The organism is uncultured Bacteroides sp. (genome assembly GCF_947632445.1).
Lineage (GTDB): Bacteria > Bacteroidota > Bacteroidia > Bacteroidales > Bacteroidaceae > Bacteroides.
This window is the reverse complement of sequence record NZ_CANRPM010000019.1, coordinates 24,675-45,067: the sequence shown is the minus strand read 5'-3', so window position 1 is coordinate 45,067 and position 20,393 is coordinate 24,675. Positions and strand designations below refer to the sequence as shown.

17 protein-coding genes and 1 tRNA gene are annotated in these 20,393 nt (G+C 46.3%); 14 read left to right on the top strand and 4 right to left on the bottom strand.

Annotated elements, in window-relative coordinates; translation table 11 throughout:
* Positions 1-311 precede the first annotated feature (311 nt).
* Positions 312-686: a RidA family protein gene (locus Q0Z70_RS05860; protein WP_298073180.1), complete on the top strand. Its 375-nt coding sequence runs from the start codon at positions 312-314 to the stop codon at positions 684-686.
* Here Q0Z70_RS05860 and Q0Z70_RS05855 read toward each other — a convergent pair.
* Positions 654-1,907 (bottom strand): folylpolyglutamate synthase/dihydrofolate synthase family protein, encoded by a 1,254-nt coding sequence (locus Q0Z70_RS05855; RefSeq protein WP_298073181.1) that lies wholly within the window; start codon positions 1,905-1,907, stop codon positions 654-656. The genes Q0Z70_RS05860 and Q0Z70_RS05855 overlap by 33 nt on opposite strands.
* Positions 1,908-2,002: 95 nt before the next feature.
* Here Q0Z70_RS05855 and Q0Z70_RS05850 point away from each other — a divergent pair, with 95 nt between their 5' ends.
* From Q0Z70_RS05850 to Q0Z70_RS05820, 7 genes are all read left to right on the top strand, one after another.
* Positions 2,003-3,328: a PhoH family protein gene (locus Q0Z70_RS05850; RefSeq protein ID WP_298073179.1), complete on the top strand. Its 1,326-nt coding sequence runs from the start codon at positions 2,003-2,005 to the stop codon at positions 3,326-3,328.
* Positions 3,329-3,956: 628 nt separating this feature from the next.
* Positions 3,957-5,342: a M60 family metallopeptidase gene (locus Q0Z70_RS05845; RefSeq protein WP_298073178.1), complete on the top strand. Its 1,386-nt coding sequence runs from the start codon at positions 3,957-3,959 to the stop codon at positions 5,340-5,342.
* 87 nt (positions 5,343-5,429) lie between these two features.
* Entirely contained in the window at positions 5,430-5,759 is a 330-nt protein-coding gene (locus Q0Z70_RS05840; RefSeq protein ID WP_298073177.1) for a TIGR04076 family protein, read from the top strand.
* 155 nt (positions 5,760-5,914) lie between these two features.
* The gene (locus Q0Z70_RS05835; protein WP_298073176.1) at positions 5,915-6,568 is read left to right on the top strand and encodes a LysE family transporter; all 654 of its coding nucleotides are present in this window, start codon (positions 5,915-5,917) and stop codon (positions 6,566-6,568) included.
* A gap of 12 nt (positions 6,569-6,580) precedes the next feature.
* Positions 6,581-7,123, top strand: a complete 543-nt coding sequence (locus Q0Z70_RS05830; protein ID WP_298073175.1) for a DUF4924 family protein — start codon at positions 6,581-6,583, stop codon at positions 7,121-7,123.
* Position 7,124: 1 nt separating this feature from the next.
* Positions 7,125-7,985 (top strand): dTDP-4-dehydrorhamnose reductase, encoded by an 861-nt coding sequence (rfbD, locus tag Q0Z70_RS05825; protein WP_298073174.1) that lies wholly within the window; start codon positions 7,125-7,127, stop codon positions 7,983-7,985.
* Positions 7,986-8,076: 91 nt separating this feature from the next.
* Positions 8,077-9,651: a peptide chain release factor 3 gene (locus Q0Z70_RS05820; RefSeq protein ID WP_298073173.1), complete on the top strand. Its 1,575-nt coding sequence runs from the start codon at positions 8,077-8,079 to the stop codon at positions 9,649-9,651.
* Positions 9,652-9,779: 128 nt separating this feature from the next.
* Here Q0Z70_RS05820 and Q0Z70_RS05815 read toward each other — a convergent pair whose 3' ends face one another.
* On the bottom strand, positions 9,780-11,561 hold the full coding sequence (locus Q0Z70_RS05815) for a DNA mismatch repair protein MutS (RefSeq protein ID WP_298073172.1): 1,782 nt from the start codon (positions 11,559-11,561) through the stop codon (positions 9,780-9,782).
* A 352-nt stretch (positions 11,562-11,913) separates the two neighbouring features.
* On the bottom strand, positions 11,914-12,513 hold the full coding sequence (locus Q0Z70_RS05810; protein WP_298073171.1) for a YigZ family protein: 600 nt from the start codon (positions 12,511-12,513) through the stop codon (positions 11,914-11,916).
* Positions 12,514-13,716: 1,203 nt separating this feature from the next.
* Here Q0Z70_RS05810 and Q0Z70_RS05805 point away from each other — a divergent pair.
* The 4 genes from Q0Z70_RS05805 to Q0Z70_RS05790 all read left to right on the top strand — a co-directional run bounded on the left by Q0Z70_RS05805 (position 13,717) and on the right by Q0Z70_RS05790 (position 16,222).
* Positions 13,717-14,229, top strand: coding sequence for a hypothetical protein (locus tag Q0Z70_RS05805; protein ID WP_298073170.1), 513 nt, complete (start codon positions 13,717-13,719; stop codon positions 14,227-14,229).
* Between the two features lie 65 nt (positions 14,230-14,294).
* Positions 14,295-14,912 carry a porin family protein gene (locus Q0Z70_RS05800; RefSeq protein WP_298073169.1) on the top strand — a complete coding sequence of 206 codons (618 nt, stop codon included), beginning with the start codon at positions 14,295-14,297 and terminating at the stop codon, positions 14,910-14,912.
* 83 nt (positions 14,913-14,995) lie between these two features.
* Positions 14,996-15,481, top strand: a complete 486-nt coding sequence (locus tag Q0Z70_RS05795) for a lipocalin family protein (RefSeq protein WP_298073168.1) — start codon at positions 14,996-14,998, stop codon at positions 15,479-15,481.
* A gap of 192 nt (positions 15,482-15,673) precedes the next feature.
* Complete coding sequence (locus Q0Z70_RS05790) at positions 15,674-16,222, top strand: hypothetical protein (protein ID WP_298073167.1); 549 nt, start codon at positions 15,674-15,676, stop codon at positions 16,220-16,222.
* A 164-nt stretch (positions 16,223-16,386) separates the two neighbouring features.
* Here Q0Z70_RS05790 and Q0Z70_RS05785 read toward each other — a convergent pair.
* A tRNA-Ser gene (locus Q0Z70_RS05785) sits at positions 16,387-16,471 on the bottom strand.
* 135 nt (positions 16,472-16,606) lie between these two features.
* Between Q0Z70_RS05785 and Q0Z70_RS05780 the strand changes: the two genes are divergently transcribed.
* Positions 16,607-19,150, top strand: a complete 2,544-nt coding sequence (locus tag Q0Z70_RS05780; protein ID WP_298073166.1) for a Smr/MutS family protein — start codon at positions 16,607-16,609, stop codon at positions 19,148-19,150.
* 28 nt (positions 19,151-19,178) lie between these two features.
* Complete coding sequence (locus Q0Z70_RS05775; protein ID WP_298073165.1) at positions 19,179-20,390, top strand: L-serine ammonia-lyase; 1,212 nt, start codon at positions 19,179-19,181, stop codon at positions 20,388-20,390.
* Positions 20,391-20,393 lie beyond the last annotated feature (3 nt).

Sequence of the window (20,393 nt, the reverse complement as noted above, 5' to 3'; positions counted from 1 at the left end):
GTGCGCTTAACGTACTTTGTTTCTGTCTTTTCCATAATGTTACTTTTTGTTGTAACGCTATTTCAGGACTAGACAAAAACTGTAAATAGGCAGGATTGGCCGGGAAAAAAAGAGGATGCGCTTATTACGCATCCTCTTTCGGGACTTTCTCCCCTTCTTAGTTAAGTTTAGGTAATGAAAAAAAGGTTATGAGTGAATATTGCATCATGCATTCATTATTATAAATGCAGTTAGGGAAGAAATACTGCATAGTTAGAGAAAAATTTTCTAACTAAAGAAAGATTAAGATAAGAACTAAAAATTGAAAGAACATGAAGAAAGTAATTTGTAGTCCGAAAGCACCGAGTGCCATCGGACCTTACAGTCAGGCTATCGAAGCCAATGGTATGGTGTTTGTATCAGGTCAGCTGCCCATCAATGCAGCTACCGGCGTAATGCCCGAAGGAGCTTCTGCACAGACCCGCCAGTCGTTGGAGAATGTGAAGTACATTCTCGAAGAGGCAGGCTTGGGTATGGCCAATATTGTGAAGACTACTGTTTTCCTGGCCGATATGTCTCTCTTTGCTGATATGAACTCGGTGTATGCCGCTTACTTCGAGGGCGACTTTCCAGCCCGTTCGGCTGTAGCCGTAAAGGCGTTGCCCAAGGATGCCTTAGTGGAGATTGAGTGCATCGCGGTGCGCTAATAGGTCGGCTACAATGAAACTGCTGCCTCCTACGAAGATGAAGTCTTCGGGGAGGCTTTTTTCTTGTGCGGCCTTGACGGCAGTAGGCACATCGGGGTAATACTCTCCCTGTAATCCGGCTTTTTCAGCTTGTTTTTTCATTTCCTTAGCGGGTAAGGCACGCTTCACGCTGGCTTGGGTGAAGTAGTAAACGGCATCGTGCGGCAGTATGGATAGCACACCGCGGATGTCCTTGTCGTTCATCATGCCTATGACGATGTGCAGACGGTGGTAGGTTTGTTGTCCGAGCTGTTCTACGATGTAGCGGATGCCGCCTACGTTATGCCCTGTATCGCAAATCAGGGTGGGGGTGTCTTGAAGCTTCTGCCAGCGTCCCATGAGCCCCGTCAGGCGGGTGATGTGGGCAAAACCATTCCGCACACTGGTATCGTCGATGCGGTAACCGGCTTCCTTCAGCAGGGGTAGAGCGGTGAGTATCGTCTGTTTGTTTTTCTTCTGGTACAGTCCTTTCAGTTCGAATTCGATGCCCGGATAGTCTTCACGGTCATAGTTTTCGGCAAAATAGATAGGTGCGTGCATCTCGGCCGCTTTGGTTAGGAAGACAGGTCTTGTTTCGGGAGTGGTTTCGCCGATGACTACAGGCGTTCCCTCCTTGATGATACCAGCCTTTTCACCCGCTATCTGTGCCAATGTATGACCCAAGAACTGCATGTGGTCGAAGCTGATGTTGGTGATGATACATAGGTCGGGGCGGATGATGTTGGTACAATCCAGTCTCCCTCCTAAGCCCACCTCGATGACAGCCACGTCCACTTGCTCATCGGCAAAGTAGCGGAAGGCCATGGCGGTGGTCAGCTCGAAGAACGACGGGTGGAGTGGTTCGAAGAAAGTCCGTTCCTTTTCTACGAAGTCCACGACATATTTCTTTGCTATGAGTTGCCCGTTCACGCGGATGCGTTCGCGGAAATCCACCAGATGGGGCGACGTATAGAGGCCCACGCGATAGCCGCTCTCCTGAAGGATGGCAGCCAGGGTGTGCGAGCAAGACCCCTTGCCGTTAGTGCCTGCCACGTGAATGGTGCGGAAGTGGCGGTGCGGGTGTCCGAAGTGTTCGTCCAGGGCGAGGGTGTTTTCCAATCCCTCTTTGTAGGCAGTGCTTCCTACCTGCTGGAACAGGGGTGCACTGTTGTATAAGTAAGATAATGTGCTCTGATAGTCCATCATTTGAAATATTTAACGGGCAACAAATCCTTTCTATTTACTAATTTGCTATCTTTAAGGGCAACAAAGATACGTACTATTTAAATCTAATGAATATGGGAGCAAAGAAAAATTTCGTAATCGACACGAATGTGATTCTGCACGATTACAAGTGCCTGAAGAATTTTCAGGAGAATGACATTTATCTTCCCATTGTCGTTTTGGAAGAACTGGATAAATTCAAGAAAGGCAATGAGCAGATCAATTACAATGCCCGTGAGTTTGTTCGCGAATTAGATGAAATTACGGATGATAATCTGTTCACGAACGGTGCTTCTTTGGGGGAAGGATTGGGGAAATTGTTTGTAGTGACCGGCAATGTAGAGTCCAGACGTGTGTATGATTCCTTTCCTGAACACAAGCCTGATCATCAGATTTTGGCCGTGACCGACTGGCTGATGACGAAGTATCCCAAGATGAAGTCCATCCTTGTCACCAAGGATGTCAACCTGCGGATGAAGGCTCGCTCTGTCGGTATTCTATGTGAAGACTACATTACTGACAAAGTACTTAATGTGGATATCTTTGAAAAGTCCAACGAAGTGTTCGAAGGTACAGACCCTGCGCTGATAGATAACATCTATTCCTCGAAAGAAGGTATAGACATCAGCGAGTTTCCTTTTAAAGACATCATTCATCCCAATGAGTGCTTCGTGCTGAAGAGCGACCGGAACAGTGTTCTGGCCCGCTATAACCCCTTCAGCCATACTGTGTGTCGCGTCAACAAGTCGAAGAATTACGGCATTGAGCCACGCAACGCCGAACAGAGTTTCGCTTTCGAAGTGCTGAACGATCCGAACATCAAGCTTGTAGCGCTGACAGGTAAGGCAGGTACAGGAAAGACTTTGTTGGCTTTGGCTGCCGCCCTGCGTCAGATGAACGAGTATAAGCAAATTTTGCTGGCACGTCCCATTGTGGCTCTGTCCAACAAGGACATCGGCTTCTTGCCTGGCGATGCCAATGAAAAGGTGGCGCCCTACATGCAACCTCTGTTCGACAACCTGAACGTCATCAAGCACCAGTTTGCTGCCGGCTCCAGCGAAGTAAAGCGCCTGGAAGATATGCAGAAGAGCGATCAGCTCGTTATCGAAGCCTTGGCCTTTATCCGTGGACGAAGCCTGAGCGAGACCTATTGTATCATTGATGAGGCGCAGAACCTGACTCCCCACGAAATCAAAACCATTATCACCCGTTCGGGCGAGGGGACGAAGATGGTGTTTACGGGTGACATTCAGCAGATTGACCAGCCCTATCTGGACAGTCAGTCAAATGGCCTTGTGTACATGATTGACCACATGCGTAACCAACATCTCTTTGCCCACGTCAATCTTGTGAAAGGAGAGCGCAGCGAGCTGAGCGAACTGGCCAGCAACCTGATGTAGTGGATGGTGCAGGCCTATATACAGGTATTCATTTCACCTTTAATAAAGCAATGCTTTCTTGGATGCAAAGCATTGCTTTTGTTGTGAGAAAGCATTGTATCTTTTCTTCATAATATTAATTCTTATAAAAACAGAAGAAGATGAAGAACTTTTGCTAATTTTGTGGTATCCATGAAAAACGTATGGGACTATAAAGAAAATCGGTGGCAGCTGAAAGAACGGAATGGGCTACTAAATCTTTTATAGTAAAGAAACATGAAAAAAGCGGTATCTATTTATTAACGTTAATATTTCTAACTGATCTATGAAGAAAATAAGTTTCTTATTGTGTTTTGGCATTACTTTAAATTGTTTTGCCATAGAACAAGCGTCTGAGAAAAAAGTAAATAATTTTGAAAGATGTCAGGTCTATAGGGGCATAAGTGAAGAGAAAGAGGGCCTTGAGAAAGTTGCAAAGGAATTATTTGCCGATCCTTTGTGTACAACGCTGAACAAAGGAGTAGGAAAAAGAAAAATTAAATCCTGTTCTAACGAAGAATTAAGGAATTTGGCCATGGCTTTATATAGCGGACAGTATGATACAAAGTTTCGTATAAATTCCTTTAAACCTATATACAGCCCGAAAGCATTGGGAAAATTGTTGCATATCGGAAACGGTTACAGTACCTATCAGCATGTTACTGGGATTGTATTTAAACCTGGAAAACATATCATAATTGTAGATGGTTTGAAGGAAGGAAGCAAACTTGGAGTGAAAGTTGCCGAACTCTATGCCCCCAATCAGGGCAATAGAGATTGGAGCCTCCATTTTGAAAGATTCAGACTTAAAAACGGGATTAACCAGATCGAAAAAACGTCTGAATGGACAGGACTTGCCTACATGGATTACTACTTCGACAATCCTGAAAAGGAGAATACGGTAAAAGTGCATTTTGTTACGGGAGAGGTCAACGGATATTTCGACGCTTCCGTAAATACCAATGAAGAGTGGAACAGCATGCTGGCCAATGCGGTGTATCCTATATTTGATGCAACAGGGAGCAATATACATCTTGCCTACCCGGTAGAAGATTTGAAAACGTATGCTGCCGGCCAGGGCAAGGAACTTATCGAGGTGTACGAACAACTGGTTTCCAAGCAGCACGAAATCATCGGTTGGAAAAAATACAATCACATTACGGAAAATAAAATCTTTGCCCGTGTCAACTATGGATATTACATGTTCCGCGACGGTGATGGTGTAGCCTTCAAGTTCGATACGATGAATCGGGTAGCCAATCCTGTCCACATGCGGACAAAAGATGAAGATACTTGTTGGGGATTTAGTCATGAAGTTGGACATGTGCATCAGTTGCAGACCTATCTCTCATGGGGTGGGCTGGGTGAAACCAGCAACAACATCTGTACGAGATATTGTACACAGGCTTTTGGATACAAAAACAGATTGGAGAAGGCATTTTTCAACGCGGAAGAAATTTTCTTGGAAGATGGTAAAGCCGGTACAGTGAGTGTCGCTCGAAGAAATGCGGGGATGAATGATTCCATTATTTCATCCTGTAAGGATAATCCAGATAAAGCAATCAGCTATTTGGAAACAGATGTCTTCGAACGCTTAGTCCCGTTCTGGAAATTACAATGCTACTTTACCCAAAACGGTTATCCTGACTTCTATCCCGATTTATATGAAAAGATGAGAAACTCCGAAAAGGAATATCCCGAACTGAAGAACTTGAACAGACACGAAAATGTGGTTCCATTTCAATTGAATTTTATACGGGGTGCCTCTTTGCTTTCTGGAAAAAATCTTTATCCCTATTTTGAGGCGTTCGGTTTCTTCCGAATCCTTAAACTTTCCTATGGCGATTATGGGAACTACACCTACGAAATGACTACCGAAATGAGAGACCGTTTCAAGAAAGAAATGGAGGAGCTGGAAAAGCAACAACTGCTCGAACCTCTTACCCAAAAAGAACTCAATGCCCTGCTTTATGCCAAGGAAAAGGAAACTGATTGATAGAATTTGAATAGATATAAACAATGAAATGAGTTATTAGAAGGACTGTAGTTGGCAACTTCCATTGTTGATTTGATAGATACGAATATGAGGAAAATTAAAATCACCGTCATGCGTAAAGCTTGTTACAAAGATCTGATGGATCGGTATGAGAACCCGCTGGAGCACGCTTGCGATGTAGAAGAAGGGCAGGTGTTCATAGCCAATGGTTGGGAAAAGCCGAAAGGACTTTGTGAGAGCGCCTGGCAAAGTATGTCGCCTTTTGTGATGGCTTTAGCCTATGGGGCAACGGATTTGTATGACGGATGGATGAAGAACGGGCGTTCGGCCATGATTTCGTGTAACGACGGCTTCCGCCCCGTTAGTTTCCTGATAGAAGTCATGGAGGAAGAAGATGGGAAGAATGAAAGATCTTAAAATGAAATAAAATGTTAGCCTATACGTATGCGGAGTGTGGGCGGTTTGCCTTGCAAGAAAGCGCGGTATGGAGAAGGGCTGCACCGGTGATGTAAAAAGTCAAAAACTCCGTTTTCGCTTTTGTACTTCCCTTGGTTTGCACTATCTTTGCATCCATGATTCAGTTGGAGACCATAGTCAGTATCTTGTGGAAGGGCTTTATTATCGGCGTTATTGTTTCGGCACCGCTGGGCCCTGTGGGTGTATTATGCATCCAACGCACATTGAACAAGGGCCGTTGGTATGGTTTCGTCACGGGTATCGGTGCCGCAATGAGCGATATTTTTTATGCCCTTCTGACGGGATATGGCATGAGTTTTGTGTTTGACTATGTCAATAAGAATATTTTTTACCTTCAGCTCTTCGGTAGCGCCCTGCTTCTGGCTTTCGGTATCTATACCTTCCGAAGCAATCCGGTACATTCGCTTCGTCCCGTATCTACCAATAAAGGTACGTATTTGCATAATTTCATCACGGCGTTTTTTGTTACGCTCTCCAATCCGCTTATCATTCTGTTATTTGTTGGACTTTTCGCCCGCTTTGCGTTCATTAGTCCGGGCGTACTCCTGTTCGAAGCCGTCACGGGCTATCTGGCCATTGCCTTGGGGGCTCTTTCGTGGTGGTTTGGCATTACTTATTTTGTCAATAAAGTACGTGCCCGCTTCAATTTGCGCGGCATTTGGGTATTGAACCGTGTAATTGGCAGTATCGTAGCCATCGTGTCGATACTGGGCTTGGTGTTCACATTAATGGGAGAATCATTGTATTAGTTGTCAACGGAGATGATAATCGCTAAAAAGCTAAAAGAACAGAACATTGCCGGTTACTTGATATACATGTGGCAGGTGGAGGATCTGATACGTGCCAACGGATGCGACATCGACCGCTTGCGCACGCAGGTCATCAGCCGCTATCCCGAAAGCCAGCGTCCTGCACTCGAAGAGTGGTATGCCAACTTGTGTGATATGATGCGTACTGAGGGTGTGGTGGAGAAAGGACACTTTCAGATTAACCGCAACGTCATCCAGAACCTCACCGAACTGCACGGTGCCCTGCTGGCCTCCACGAAGTATCCCTTCTACAACGCGGCCTACTTCAAGGCCCTGCCCTTCATCGTGGAACTTCGCCAACGTAACGGACACAAGGACGAACCTGAGCTGGAGACCTGCTTCGAAGCCCTCTACGGTGTCTTGCTTCTGCGCTTGCAAAAGAAGGAGATTAGCGAGGGGACAGCTAAGGCGATGGAAGCTGTGAGTGCTTTTATCTCGATGCTGGCCGACTATTATAACAAGGACAAAAAGGGAGAACTTAAATTGGACGATTGATATGAATATTCTGATAACCGGTGCCAACGGTCAACTTGGCAATGAGATGCGTGTGCTCTCCGCCGCCTATCCGCAACATACTTATTTCTTTACCGATGTGCAGGAGTTGGACATTTGCGATGCCGCTGCTGTACACGCTTTCGTCTCTGGTCACCGGATTGACGTAGTGGTGAATTGTGCCGCCTACACGGCCGTAGACAAGGCCGAGGACAATCCCGACTTGTGCGACCGTTTGAATCACTTGGCACCCGGCTATTTGGCCGAAGCCGCCGAAGCTGTGGGTGCCGCCCTTATTCAAGTGTCCACCGACTACGTGTTCGATGGAACGGGACACGTGCCCTATCGCGAGGACGATGCACCTTGTCCCAACTCCGTCTACGGACGTACCAAACTGGCGGGCGAAGAGGCCGTGATGCAGAAGTGTAGCCGTGCCATGATTGTGCGTACTGCCTGGCTCTACTCCACTTTCGGCAACAACTTCGTGAAGACCATGCTCCGCTTAGGTCGCGAGCGCGAGTCGCTGGGCGTTGTGTTCGACCAGATAGGTACGCCCACTTATGCGGCCGACTTAGCCCGTGCCATCTTTGCTGCTATCAAACAAGGTATCGTGCCCGGTATCTACCACTTTAGCAACGAAGGCGTGTGTTCGTGGTACGACTTCACTGTGGCTATCCATCGCCTGGCAGGCATCACCACTTGCCGCGTAAGCCCCCTGCACACGGATGAGTATCCGGCCAAGGCACCCCGTCCGCACTACTCCGTGCTCGACAAAACCCGCATCAAGCAAACCTATGGCATCGACATCCCGCACTGGGAGGTGTCGTTGGCGGCATGCCTGGAGAAATATAAAATGGAAAGTTGAAAATTGAAAATGTAATATTTGGTATGGATTACACTTATTAGAATAAACTCCCTTCATGAAAATCCGTGTAATCTATACCTGATAAGAAAGTATGGCAACAAATCAAGAAATCGAAAGAAGACGAACGTTTGCAATCATCGCGCACCCCGATGCCGGTAAGACTTCGCTCACCGAGAAGCTCCTGCTCTTCGGCGGACAGATACAGGTGGCCGGTGCCGTAAAGAGCAATAAAATCAAGAAGACCGCCACATCCGACTGGATGGACATCGAGAAACAGCGCGGTATCTCCGTCACCACCTCCGTCATGGAGTTCGACTACAAGGACTACAAAGTCAACATCCTCGATACTCCGGGCCATCAGGACTTTGCCGAAGACACTTACCGCACACTGACCGCTGTGGATAGCGTCATCATTGTGGTGGACGGCGCCAAGGGTGTGGAGACACAGACGCGCAAACTCATGGAAGTGTGCCGCATGCGCAACACTCCTGTCATTATCTTTGTCAACAAGATGGACCGCGAGGCCAAGGATCCCTTTGACCTGCTGGACGAGCTCGAAGAAGAGCTTTACATCCATGTGCGTCCCCTGACGTGGCCCATCGAGAGCGGCGTTCGCTTTAAGGGCGTATATAACATCTATGAGCAGAATCTTAATCTCTTCCAGCCCTCCAAGCAGGTGGTGACGGAGAAAGTGGCCGTAGATATTCACACCGAGGAGCTGGACCGGCATATCGGCACCGATTTGGCCGACCGCCTGCGCAGCGAGTTGGAACTCATCGAAGGTGTCTATCCCGAATTCAATGTCGACGACTATCTCAAGGCCGAAGTGGCTCCCGTATTTTTCGGCTCGGCCCTGAACAACTTTGGTGTCGAAGAACTTCTGAATTGCTTCGTCGAAATAGCCCCAAGCCCTCGTCCCGTTAAGGCTGAGGAGCGCGATGTGCAGCCTGATGAACCCAAGTTCACCGGCTTCATCTTCAAGATTACGGCCAACATCGACCCCAACCACCGTTCGTGCATCGCCTTCTGCAAAGTGTGCTCTGGCAAGTTCTCGCGCAACACGCCCTACTATCATGTGCGTCACGCCAAGATGATGCGCTTCTCCAGCCCCACGCAGTTCATGGCTCAGCGCAAGACCACTGTTGATGAGGCTTGGGCGGGCGACATCATCGGCTTGCCGGACAACGGTACCTTTAAGATTGGCGACACCCTGACCGAGGGTGAAGAACTTCACTTCCGAGGCCTGCCCAGTTTCTCGCCGGAGATGTTCAAGTACATCGAGAACGCCGACCCTATGAAGCAGAAGCAGCTGGCCAAGGGCATCGACCAGCTGATGGACGAGGGTGTGGCTCAGTTGTTCATCAACCAGTTCAACGGGCGCAAGATTATCGGTACTGTGGGGCAGCTCCAGTTCGAAGTTATCCAGTACCGCTTGGAGAACGAATACAATGCCAAGTGCCGCTGGGAGCCCGTGAGCCTCTACAAGGCCTGCTGGATAGAAAGCGATGACCCTGCCGAACTCGAGGCCTTCAAGAAGCGCAAATACCAATACATGGCCAAAGACCGCGAGGGCCGCGATGTCTTTTTGGCCGATTCCGGCTACGTGCTTCAGATTGCGCAGATGGATTTCAAGCACATCAAGTTCCACTTCACGAGCGAGTTCTGACTCTGATATTCCTCCAGCAAAGCCTTTACTTCGTTCACCGTGCGCACGGGAATGACAACAGAAATTGATAGTCTTAAGTTTTAGAAAAAGAGAGAGCCCTACGGCAACACACCGAAAGGCTCTCTCTTTTAGTTTCTGATTTCATCCAATATGTTTTTCAACAGAAAAGAAGCGTTTAGATTCTTTGCTACCCCTTTGGCTATACGATAGGTGTATTCAATGTCTTTGGAAAGGGCTATTTCAAAACAATAATTGCTGAACACCTCTCTGTTCTCGTTCTCCAGTTTTGCCAACTCCAAATCATGTGTAGCGATCAATGCCGCTACATTATGACGTATGATCTCGCGCAGGAAAACGATGGAGCCTTCCAGCTTGTCTTTAGAGTTCGTACCTTTCAGAATCTCATCCAGAATAATAAGGGTATATGAATTGGATTTTACATGCTGTATGAGTTGCTTCAAACGAAGAAGTTCTGCATTGAAATAAGAGATATCCTTTGACAGATTGTCTGTTGTCCGCATGCTGGAGAACAACGTAACGATAGAGAACCTGAAAGAGGTTGCGCATACAGGCACCCCATTACAAGCCAATATATAATTGAGCCCGATGGCTCGCAGGAAAGTACTTTTCCCTGCCATATTGGCTCCGGTCACGATAGCCACATGTTTCTTTCTGAGTGTAAAACTATTGGGAACGGCTTGCTTATATGCCAGAAAAGGGTGATAGATATTCATGACTTCAATCACCCTTTCATCCTGGACTGGAAGTATTTCTGCTGCGGTGTTGGAAGGATGATTGAACGAATAATTGGCCAGACTGACCAAAGCATCTATTTCCGATATGCAATGGATCCATTTTTCCATGTGCACCAGGTGTTTTTTCTCCCACTGGATGATACGCTTCAACAGTAAAATATCAAACAAGAAGAAGCCATTGAAAAGAATATAGAAAATGGCATTTCCCCGCTGATCGAACAGATTCAGCAAGCGCGACAATTCAGCGAAGGCCTTCAAGCTGTTTGCTGAAGGGGAAAACAAACCTTTTTGTAAATTGACCAATACCGTGGCTTTGAATCTGGCATCCTGTATGTCATTTAAGACCTCTATATATGCAACGAGCTCTTGATAAATCTTACCTATACTGATATTGGCCGTTAATGTCTTGCGAAAGAACAAAATCGAGCAGCCAAGATTCAAGAGGAAGAATACCATAAAATATTGCCAGCCAACCAGCTTGAATAAAGCCGACAGGAAAGCAAGAATTGTCAGTCCTACGCAAACAGCAGGAATGGCGGAACGCAGGAGAAAGCTGTGTTTTTGATTTTCTGAAGCCAACTCTGAAAGCAGCTGAAGATTATCTGGAATGAACCTGTTCGCCATAAACCTGATACGCCAACTGAAGTTATCTGCCAATTCTGCGATGGCCGCCTGATTGAGGAGAATTTCCTGCTCATCCTGACAGAGATTTGTCAGCTTCTCAGCCAACCTGTCGCTTCCTTTCCGGGTGACACATCTGTTCATCCGGTTAAATAAGGAACTCGGGCCGAATAGATCCAAATCAAACGAGTATTCATGTTCGGGATTGATATAAACCTCTCCCGAAGGAAATGGCGTAAAGTCGCCTTCCAGATAGGCCAGTTCATTCTTACAGACAGACTTTTTACGTTTCAGCCCATCGCTGATTTTCTGACAACGGCTGTCCAATACGCAAGCAGATAGATAAGCTGCAAAAAATGAACCGGCACTTGCCAGATTCAGACAAGTGAAATGTTTTATAGCGAGATAGACAAAGAATGCACTTGTACCAAAGAAAAATAGTTTCGCCAACAAATAGACATTGCTCTTCCTGCGAAGCCTTGCTATTTGGACATCCAATTGTTCTATTTCCGATTGATAGATAGAATACACCATAGCTTACCTGTTGGTTGAATTAAATTAGCGAATATTTTATCTGCCCAATCAGGGGCCGCGTCGATATTGTCGCGACCCATAGCGCAGCGTTTCGCCCGTGCGTTCCGGCAGCTTTTTACCGGTTTGGAGTCAATACAGAATACATCCTCGGAACCATCTATGGCAACAGCCATGTCCTTGCAGATTCCGAGAATCCTTATGAAATTTGTTATGTAGTTGCGCATAAGCAGTGCGATAGTATATAGTAGTTTGGTTACCACTAATTTACTAATAATCTGTGATTTGTACAACTGTTTCATTTATAAATATTTAGAAATTTAATTCAACCGACGAGTAATACGTATGTAATTTCCTATTCCTCTATTCTCAGCGTCTCCACCTTCTCCAGCCGTGCCCGTAGGCGCGGCATCAGGGAGCTGCGTATGCGGAGTGTCATGCGGCAACCCGTGTCGTAACCCTGTTCCACAATATCGGGCCCTTCTTCCTTGACCACCCGCATCACGTCGTTCATAAAAGGATATTCGAACCGGAGGCAGACGCATTCGTCCACCGTCTTCTCCACGATTTCGGCGGCGGCAATAGCTTCGGCGGCGGCAGTCTTGTAAGCCGCAATCAGCCCGCTCGTCCCTAACTTGATACCTCCGAAGTAGCGCACCACAATGATAAGAATGTCCGTCAGTTCGTTGGAATTTATCTGTCCTAAGATAGGCTTTCCGGCCGTGCCCGACGGCTCGCCGTTGTCGTTTGCCCGGAAGTCCTTGCGCCGGGAGCCGAGCATGTAGGCATAACACACATGGCGGGCATCGTAATACTTCTTCTGATATTCCTCCAGCAAAGCCTTTACTTCGTCCACCGTGTGCACGGGCAAGGCAATGGCGATGAATTTGCTCCGCTTCTCCGTATAAATACCTTCGGCAGGAGCGGCTATGGTTCTGTATTCGTCTTCGTTCATACCGACAAAGATAGTGCATTTGGCGATAAAAGCGTTACATTTATAGTGCAGAATGATGCTGTTTAAATGTAAGTGCAAGAAATACGGCTTGTTGTACGTAGGAATAAATTCCCGTCTTCTATCATCTCTGATTCATTCTGATTTAGATTGGCTCATAAATTACTCTGAACAAAAAGTAGTTTATAAATAACGTGCACCCGTTGAATTTTTATCATTTTTGGAAGATTCGGGAGGGCCCAAAATAGTCCTGTCACACTAAATATCAGATTATCAATAAAATAGTGCGACACCTTAGGGTCTTTGGTAAACATTTCCGTGAAAAAATAAAAAATACCTTGCCTTTAAAGGCAGCCTATTTTTTATTGTATTTCATAAAGTTTGTACAGCTCCTGTCACCGTCGCAGTAACTTGCTGAGAATGTGATATTTAGTGCGACAGGACTATTTTACTCGTGCCAAAACCCCGTTTTTCTTCCTCTTTTTTTCACGGGCAATTCTTTCCGTTCTGACGCCGTGCTTGCTGACCTGCTGACGAAGTGCTTCGTCATCTCCCCATACAGCACTGCATGACACCCTCACGCAGCACTGCGTCGGGACTTCAGGAAGTGCTGCGTGGCGGAGTAAGGGAATAGCGAGTGGAAATAGCAATAAATAGGGTAGGATTGTTTGATTTCATCGGACTCACGTTAAATAATATTTCGATAAAAATTTCCGGCTGTGTATTGATAGAATGCCCATACTCGAATGGTTTAAAAAAGAAGTTTTAGGAACTCAAAGAAAAACGGAGTGTAGGCTTACACCCCAAAGTGGAGAGGATAAACCCAAAAGATGATAGACGAAAAAAACATCATTAAAATTTGCTGATTATTCAAAAAATCTTTTTCTTTGCAACGTCTTATCCATTTTTGCAAAAGAATAGGTAAGATATACATATATCGAAGAGCGTTTTTAGTAATATTATTCTTGTTTCGAAAATCGCCAATTTTCAAAGCCATTCAAGAGTAATAGACAACAAAACGCTCACCTCTTTTGTATATACGTTGCCCCGTTGAGAGGAAAGTATATCCATAAAGGTGTGGGCTGTCTATTATTTGAATGGTGGGTGTTTGGCGATACCTCGAAACAGATAAGAAATTAAAACAGTTCCCACGCCTCTTCTTTTGCTAAAATCCGTCTGGGGAATTGCGGGCAATTTCTATTTCTAATGAAAAAGATTTCTTTTCTTTTAGCTTTCGTGGCTGTCCTTTTCGGATTGTCACAGAATGCGGCAGCACAGTCTAAGGGGGAATATAGACAATCCCAAAGCCGCATGATTGAACCTCAACAGCAGGTTTTTGTACGTCCGTTGGTAGTAGATTTACATGTTACCACCAATGAAAGGCAGAAGGCTGTTTGGCCTTTTCCCGAAGTGGATATTTACAAAATGACCGTACAAGATGTGGAAAACCTGAAAGTCAATGCGCTGTATCTTACTGCACAAAAAATGGATGCGGATGTTATCGTCGCCCCGACCTTTGATATTCGGACTGCGAAAAAAGGCATCGAGATCACAGTGATAGGCTTCCCTGCCAAATATGAAAACTGGAAAGTGGCTGAAAAAGAAGAAGATTACAAATGGATAGAAGAAGTGTATGGAACAAGATATAGATACAATGTAGTAAATCCTTCGCAATCTTTAGGAGGTAATAAAGCAAAAAATTCAGATGCGGTAAACTGATTTTGAATATATCATATCTTGAAAAAATCAAATAATACATTATTAAACAATTAATTATCAGAACAATGAAAAAGTTTTTATTTTTTGTGGTGATCACATTCATGACTGCTACTGTAAGTGCACAAGTTGTTACAAGTACTTCATTCAAGAAAGCCAAATCCGGTATTGTATGGTACATAAAAGCAGGTGCCAATATTGCGAATTTTAGTGTTGACGAAGGAGACGGTCCCGATGCTGTTTTCGGTTACAATGTCGGTATTGCCTTTGACCGTCCTATTGGTAGTAACGGTGTTTTTTGGAACTCCGGTTTGCAGTTGGCTACCAAAGGCTGGAAATATAGCTACGACGATGTAGAGGAGAAGCTAAATGCCAACAAGTTGGAAATACCTATAACATTCGGCTACAAATATAAAGTGAATGATGACATTGCCATTGACGCGCGCGTTGGTGGGTTTGCCAACTATGACGTATTTGGGAAATATAAAGAGAAATACTACGGGGAGGAAGAAAGCTGCAATTTAGGTGATCTTGAAGATTATGACCGTTTCAGTGCCGGTCTTCAGTTTGGCATAGGGGTTTGGTATCAAAAGCTGAACTTTAACATTACCTATCAGAATGGTTTAGTAAAACAAAACGAAGCAAAAGAAAAAAACTGGATGATTAGTTTAGGTTACGCATTCTAATTCCTTGCAACAATTTCCGATACCGATTTGCAAGTAACGAGAGTCGGTATCGGTTTTTATATCAAACACTAAAAACAAAAAAGATGAAGAAAATTAGTTTTTTCTGGTTGGTAAGCATCTTAATGCTTTTGCCTATTTGCTTTGTTTCCTGTTCAGATGATGATGAAGAAAGTGTTGGTTCAGCATCTAATTTGATTGGTCTATGGGACCCAGTTCATGCTGAAGGTTATGAGATTTTTGATGGTAAAAAGGATACTTGGAATGAGAATATTAATGCCGAATCTGAAGGTTCGGATTATGCTAGAGTGGAATTTTTCGAAGATGGAACTTGCACGAGATATATATATTATAAAGGAAGTTGGGTAGTAGATGACGATGGTGAAGGTGTATATCAAGTAAAAGGAAATAAACTTTATATTGTTAGTGTTGGCGATGCGGATGAGGATGATAGTAGTACTATTGTTAAACTAACTTCCAATCAACTGATAATTGAAAGAAGAGATATTTGGAAAAATGGTGATGAAGTTGAAGAGTATTATGAAAAAATAACCTCAAGAAAAATAAGGTAGTATCATTAAAATTGAAATAAAGCGATGATTTTCAGACATAATATCATCTATGTTTTATTTTTCTTGTGCCCTCTGCTTGTGAGGGCACAAGTTTCTTCTCCTTACTCAGAGGTAAAGGGGAACATCGTCATTTCCGAATTTCATACCTTAGACAAGCCGGCTTCGGCAGAGGGTATTTTCTTGAATGCTCTTTTGTGGATGATTGAAAATAGAGAGGTAGGGAATACGGAAACGGAGGAAGATAAAGGCACTTTTGAAATAGATTATGACAAAAAACAGTACCTACTGGAATTTGTACAGACTAATTCTGAAGATGCATCTCGTTACCGTTGTCTGTTTTCAGTCAAAGTCGCAGACAATATTATCACGATTTTAGCTTCAAATATCACCTACGAGGCTGAAACCAACGTTATAAAATTAGTGAAACGGCTCGCTTTTGAGAAGCTGCAACCTGAAAAGAAGCCGAAGCACAAGGAATACTTGAATAATTTTGCGGCACTTTATAAAGAAACAGTCAAGCGGATGTTGGAGGCAATATCTGCTAATTCGGCACCTGTCATCACCCATTGGGCGGAAATCAAAAATAAGGAAGTCGTAAAAGGCATGAGTAAGCAAGAATGTTTATTGGCATTCGGCAAACCTGCTTCTGTACAGAAACAAGGAAACAAAGAGGAATGGATGTACGATTCATATACTTATGTGTTCTTTGAAAACGAAATCGTCACTTCGCTGATAAAATAGTGAAACAATTTACAATAAATGCTTGCGAAAAAGAGCATAGTCTTTTCGCAAGCATTATTTTTTCACATCCCAATACTTAAATAATACTAAAACACCCAACTTTACATTCTTGGGTGTAAAATTGGGTACTTATTTTGCAATTCGCTGCTATTCAGCATTAGAAGCGGAGAGACAGGGATTCGAACCCCGGGTGCCTCGCAGCACAACGGTTTTCAAGACCGCCGCAATCGACCACTCTGCCACCTCTCCAAAACTCCATCGGGGAGTGCCTCTGTTTTCAGAAGCGGTGCAAAGGTACAAATCATTTTTAAAACAGCAAACAATCCGGCTGTTTTTTCATGAATAAATCGTACTTTTGCACGCGAAATGACAGGCTTATCCCTCATGATATATCCGCAGAATTTTGAACAGAAGATAGGTTTCGACCAGGTCAGACAGCTGTTGAAGGAAAAGTGCCTCAGTACCTTAGGTGAAGAACGGGTCACTGAAATGGCCTTCACCGACCAATATAACGAGGTGAACGAACGACTGGAACAAACCGGTGAATTGATACGTATCCTGCAGGAAGAAGATAACTTTCCGGCTCAATATTTTTTTGATGTACGTCCGGCTCTTCGCCGTATACGGGTGGAAGGCATGTATCTGGACGAACAGGAATTGTTCGATTTGAAGCGGTCGTTGGAGACGATACGTGATATTGTACGTTTCCTGAAGGCCGGAGATGGCAGCTGGCAGGAAACGGAAGGAGAGGACGTGCCCTATCCTTGTCTGAGCAGGTTGGCCGGTGATATGGAGGTCTTTCCGCAAATCATTGCACGTATTGATGATATTCTTTCCCCCTATGGTAAAATCAAGGACAATGCTTCGCCTGAGCTGGCCCGTATTCGACGCGAACTGGCTTCTACGATGGGGAGCATTTCGCGGTCGTTGAATAGCATCTTGCGTAATGCACAGAGCGAGGGAGTGGTAGACAAAGACGTGGCACCGACTATGCGCGACGGGCGTCTGGTCATCCCTGTGGCGCCTGCCTTGAAGCGAAAGATCAGGGGAATTGTCCATGACGAATCGGCGAGCGGAAAAACGGTGTTCATCGAGCCTGCCGAGGTGGTGGAAGCCAATAACCGTATTCGCGAACTGGAAAGCGACGAACGTCGGGAAATCATTCGGATTCTGACGGATTTCTCCAATCGGATGCGGCCGCAGATTCCCGGTGTATTGTTGTCATACGAGTTTCTGGCAGAAATAGACTTTATCCGCGCCAAGGCATTGTTTGCCATACAGATCTCGGCCTTGAAACCGGCTATTGAAAACAGGCAGGTGATAGACTGGAGACAGGCCGTACATCCATTGTTGCAGCTGTCCCTGGCACGTCACGGCAAGAAGGTGGTGCCGTTGGACATTGAACTGGACGGTCAGCGTCGCATCCTTATCATTTCAGGCCCGAATGCAGGAGGAAAGTCTGTCTGCTTGAAAACGGTGGGGTTGTTGCAGTATATGTTGCAATGCGGATTGCCCGTGCCTATGCATGAACGTAGCCACGTAGGTATTTTCGGCAGTATCTTCATTGATATCGGTGACGAGCAGTCGATAGAAGACGATCTGAGTACCTATTCGTCCCATCTGACGAACATGAAAATCATGATGAAGCAATGCGACGGTCGCAGTCTCATTCTCATTGATGAATTTGGTGGAGGAACGGAGCCGCAGATTGGCGGTGCCATTGCCGAGGCTGTATTGAAGCGTTTCAATCAGAAGCGGACTTTCGGTGTTATCACGACTCATTATCAGAATTTGAAACACTTTGCCGAGAACCACGAAGGAGTCGTGAACGGAGCCATGCTCTACGACCGCCACCTGATGCAGGCGCTTTTCCAGTTGCAGATAGGCAATCCGGGCAGTTCGTTTGCCGTCGAGATAGCCCGCAAGATAGGTTTGCCCGAAGATGTCATTGCCGATGCGTCGGAAATTGTGGGCAGCGAATACATTCAAAGTGACAAGTACCTGCAGGACATCGTGCGCGACAAGCGTTACTGGGAGACTAAGCGTCAGAATATTCGGCAGCGTGAGAAGCAGATGGAAGAAACCATCGCCCGCTATCAGGCAGAAATGGAAACGTTGCAGAAAGAGCGGAAGGAAATATTGAAAAAGGCGCGTGAAGAAGCCGAACACCTGATGCAGGAGGCCAATGCACGTATCGAGAACACCATACGGACTATCAAGGAGTCGCAGGCCGAGAAAGAAAAGACACGGCTGGCACGTCAGGAACTGACAGACTTCCGTGCAAATATCGAGGAGCAGACCAACCGTGAGCTGGAAGAGAAAATAGCCCGCAAGATGGAGAAACTGAGGGAAAAGCAGAATCGCAGGAAAGAAAAGAAGAATCGGCAGGTGGGAGCGCCCGCTCTTTCGCCCGAAGAGCAGGCTGCCCGGCAGGCACGTCTGGAAGCCGAACGTTTGGAGGCTATTGTGCCCGGTTGCCATGTACGCATCAAGGGACAGACTGCGGTGGGTGAAGTAATGGAAGTGGGTGGAAAAAGTGCCGTTGTGGCCTTTGGCAGCCTGAAGACGACTGTTCGGCTGGATCGGCTGGAAGTGACGCAGGCACGTCCGCAAACGGCATCGGGGCATGGCAAGGCAACTTTCGTCAGCAGTCAGACGCAGGACAGCATGTATGAGAAAAAACTGGCTTTCAAACAGGATATTGATGTGCGCGGTATGCGTGGCGACGAGGCTTTGCAGGCGGTGACCTATTTTATTGACGATGCGATTTTGGTGGGAGTGTCGCGTGTACGCATCTTGCATGGCACAGGAACAGGCATTCTGCGCACTCTCATCCGGCAATATTTGCAGACGGTACCCGGTGTCCGCCATTTTCAGGATGAACATGTCCAGTTTGGTGGAGCGGGCATTACGGTGGTAGACTTATAATATATTAATCCATAAATCATTTACTCTGATGAAATCAATTAAAGAACTTTACCGTATCGGCACGGGACCTTCGAGCAGCCACACAATGGGACCGCGTAAGGCTGCCGAAATCTTTCTGCAACGGCATCCTGAAGCTGCTGCATTCAAAGTAACGCTCTACGGCAGTCTGGCTGCTACGGGTAAAGGGCACATGACTAATGTGGCTATTACTGACACGCTTCAGCCTGTTGCGCCGGTGGAGATTATTTGGGAACCCAAGATTTTTCTCCCGTTCCACCCCAATGGAATGAAATTTGTTTCTTTGGATGCCGAAGGCAAGGAGACCGACTCGTGGACCGTATTCAGTATCGGTGGAGGAACGTTGGCCGAAGAAAGTGACGGAGCGGCTTCGGTCAATACTCCCGATGTTTATGAAATGACTCATTTGACTGAGATCCTGCACTGGTGTGAACGTACCGGCAAAAGTTACTGGGAATATGTGAAAGAGTGCGAGGAGAGTGATATTTGGGACTATTTGGCCGAAGTGTGGGAAACGATGAAGGCCTCCGTCCGTCGCGGGTTGGAGAATGAGGGAGTACTGCCCGGCCCGCTGAACCTGCGCCGCAAGGCATCGACCTACTATATTCGTGCGCGAGGCTACAAGACTTCACTGCAAAGTCGCGGTTTGGTCTTCGCCTACGCCCTCGCCGTGAGCGAGGAGAATGCCGTCGGAGGTACCATCGTGACGGCGCCTACGTGCGGATCTTGTGGGGTGGTGCCTGCCGTGCTCTACCATCTCCAGCAGAGCCACGAGTTTTCCGACGTCCGTATCATGCGTGCGCTGGCTACAGCCGGTCTCATCGGGAATATCGTGAAACAGAATGCGTCTATTTCGGGCGCTGAAGCCGGATGTCAGGCCGAAGTGGGGACTGCCTGTTCTATGGCATCGGCGGCTGCGAACCAGTTGTTCGGAGGAAGTCCAGCACAGATTGAATATGCGGCCGAAATGGGGCTGGAGCATCATTTAGGCATGACGTGCGACCCCGTATGCGGATTGGTGCAGATACCTTGCATCGAACGCAATGCTTACGCTGCCGCGCGTGCATTGGATGCCAATCTCTACTCGTCGTTCACCGATGGCATGCACCGCGTGTCGTTCGATAAGGTCGTCGAGGTGATGAAGCAGACGGGAAATGACTTGCCTTCGCTCTACAAGGAGACAAGCGAAGGCGGATTAAGCAAGGATTACAAGCCGATGTGATGT

Coding starts and splice junctions, on each gene's coding strand:
- Q0Z70_RS05860 (WP_298073180.1), top strand. CDS start 312: ATGAAGAAAGTAATTTGTAGTCCGAAAGCACCGAGTGCCATCGGACCT.
- Q0Z70_RS05855 (WP_298073181.1), bottom strand. CDS start 1,907: ATGGACTATCAGAGCACATTATCTTACTTATACAACAGTGCACCCCTG.
- Q0Z70_RS05850 (WP_298073179.1), top strand. CDS start 2,003: ATGGGAGCAAAGAAAAATTTCGTAATCGACACGAATGTGATTCTGCAC.
- Q0Z70_RS05840 (WP_298073177.1), top strand. CDS start 5,430: ATGAGGAAAATTAAAATCACCGTCATGCGTAAAGCTTGTTACAAAGAT.
- Q0Z70_RS05835 (WP_298073176.1), top strand. CDS start 5,915: ATGATTCAGTTGGAGACCATAGTCAGTATCTTGTGGAAGGGCTTTATT.
- Q0Z70_RS05830 (WP_298073175.1), top strand. CDS start 6,581: ATGATAATCGCTAAAAAGCTAAAAGAACAGAACATTGCCGGTTACTTG.
- rfbD (WP_298073174.1), top strand. CDS start 7,125: ATGAATATTCTGATAACCGGTGCCAACGGTCAACTTGGCAATGAGATG.
- Q0Z70_RS05820 (WP_298073173.1), top strand. CDS start 8,077: ATGGCAACAAATCAAGAAATCGAAAGAAGACGAACGTTTGCAATCATC.
- Q0Z70_RS05815 (WP_298073172.1), bottom strand. CDS start 11,561: ATGGTGTATTCTATCTATCAATCGGAAATAGAACAATTGGATGTCCAA.
- Q0Z70_RS05810 (WP_298073171.1), bottom strand. CDS start 12,513: ATGAACGAAGACGAATACAGAACCATAGCCGCTCCTGCCGAAGGTATT.
- Q0Z70_RS05805 (WP_298073170.1), top strand. CDS start 13,717: ATGAAAAAGATTTCTTTTCTTTTAGCTTTCGTGGCTGTCCTTTTCGGA.
- Q0Z70_RS05800 (WP_298073169.1), top strand. CDS start 14,295: ATGAAAAAGTTTTTATTTTTTGTGGTGATCACATTCATGACTGCTACT.
- Q0Z70_RS05795 (WP_298073168.1), top strand. CDS start 14,996: ATGAAGAAAATTAGTTTTTTCTGGTTGGTAAGCATCTTAATGCTTTTG.
- Q0Z70_RS05780 (WP_298073166.1), top strand. CDS start 16,607: ATGATATATCCGCAGAATTTTGAACAGAAGATAGGTTTCGACCAGGTC.
- Q0Z70_RS05775 (WP_298073165.1), top strand. CDS start 19,179: ATGAAATCAATTAAAGAACTTTACCGTATCGGCACGGGACCTTCGAGC.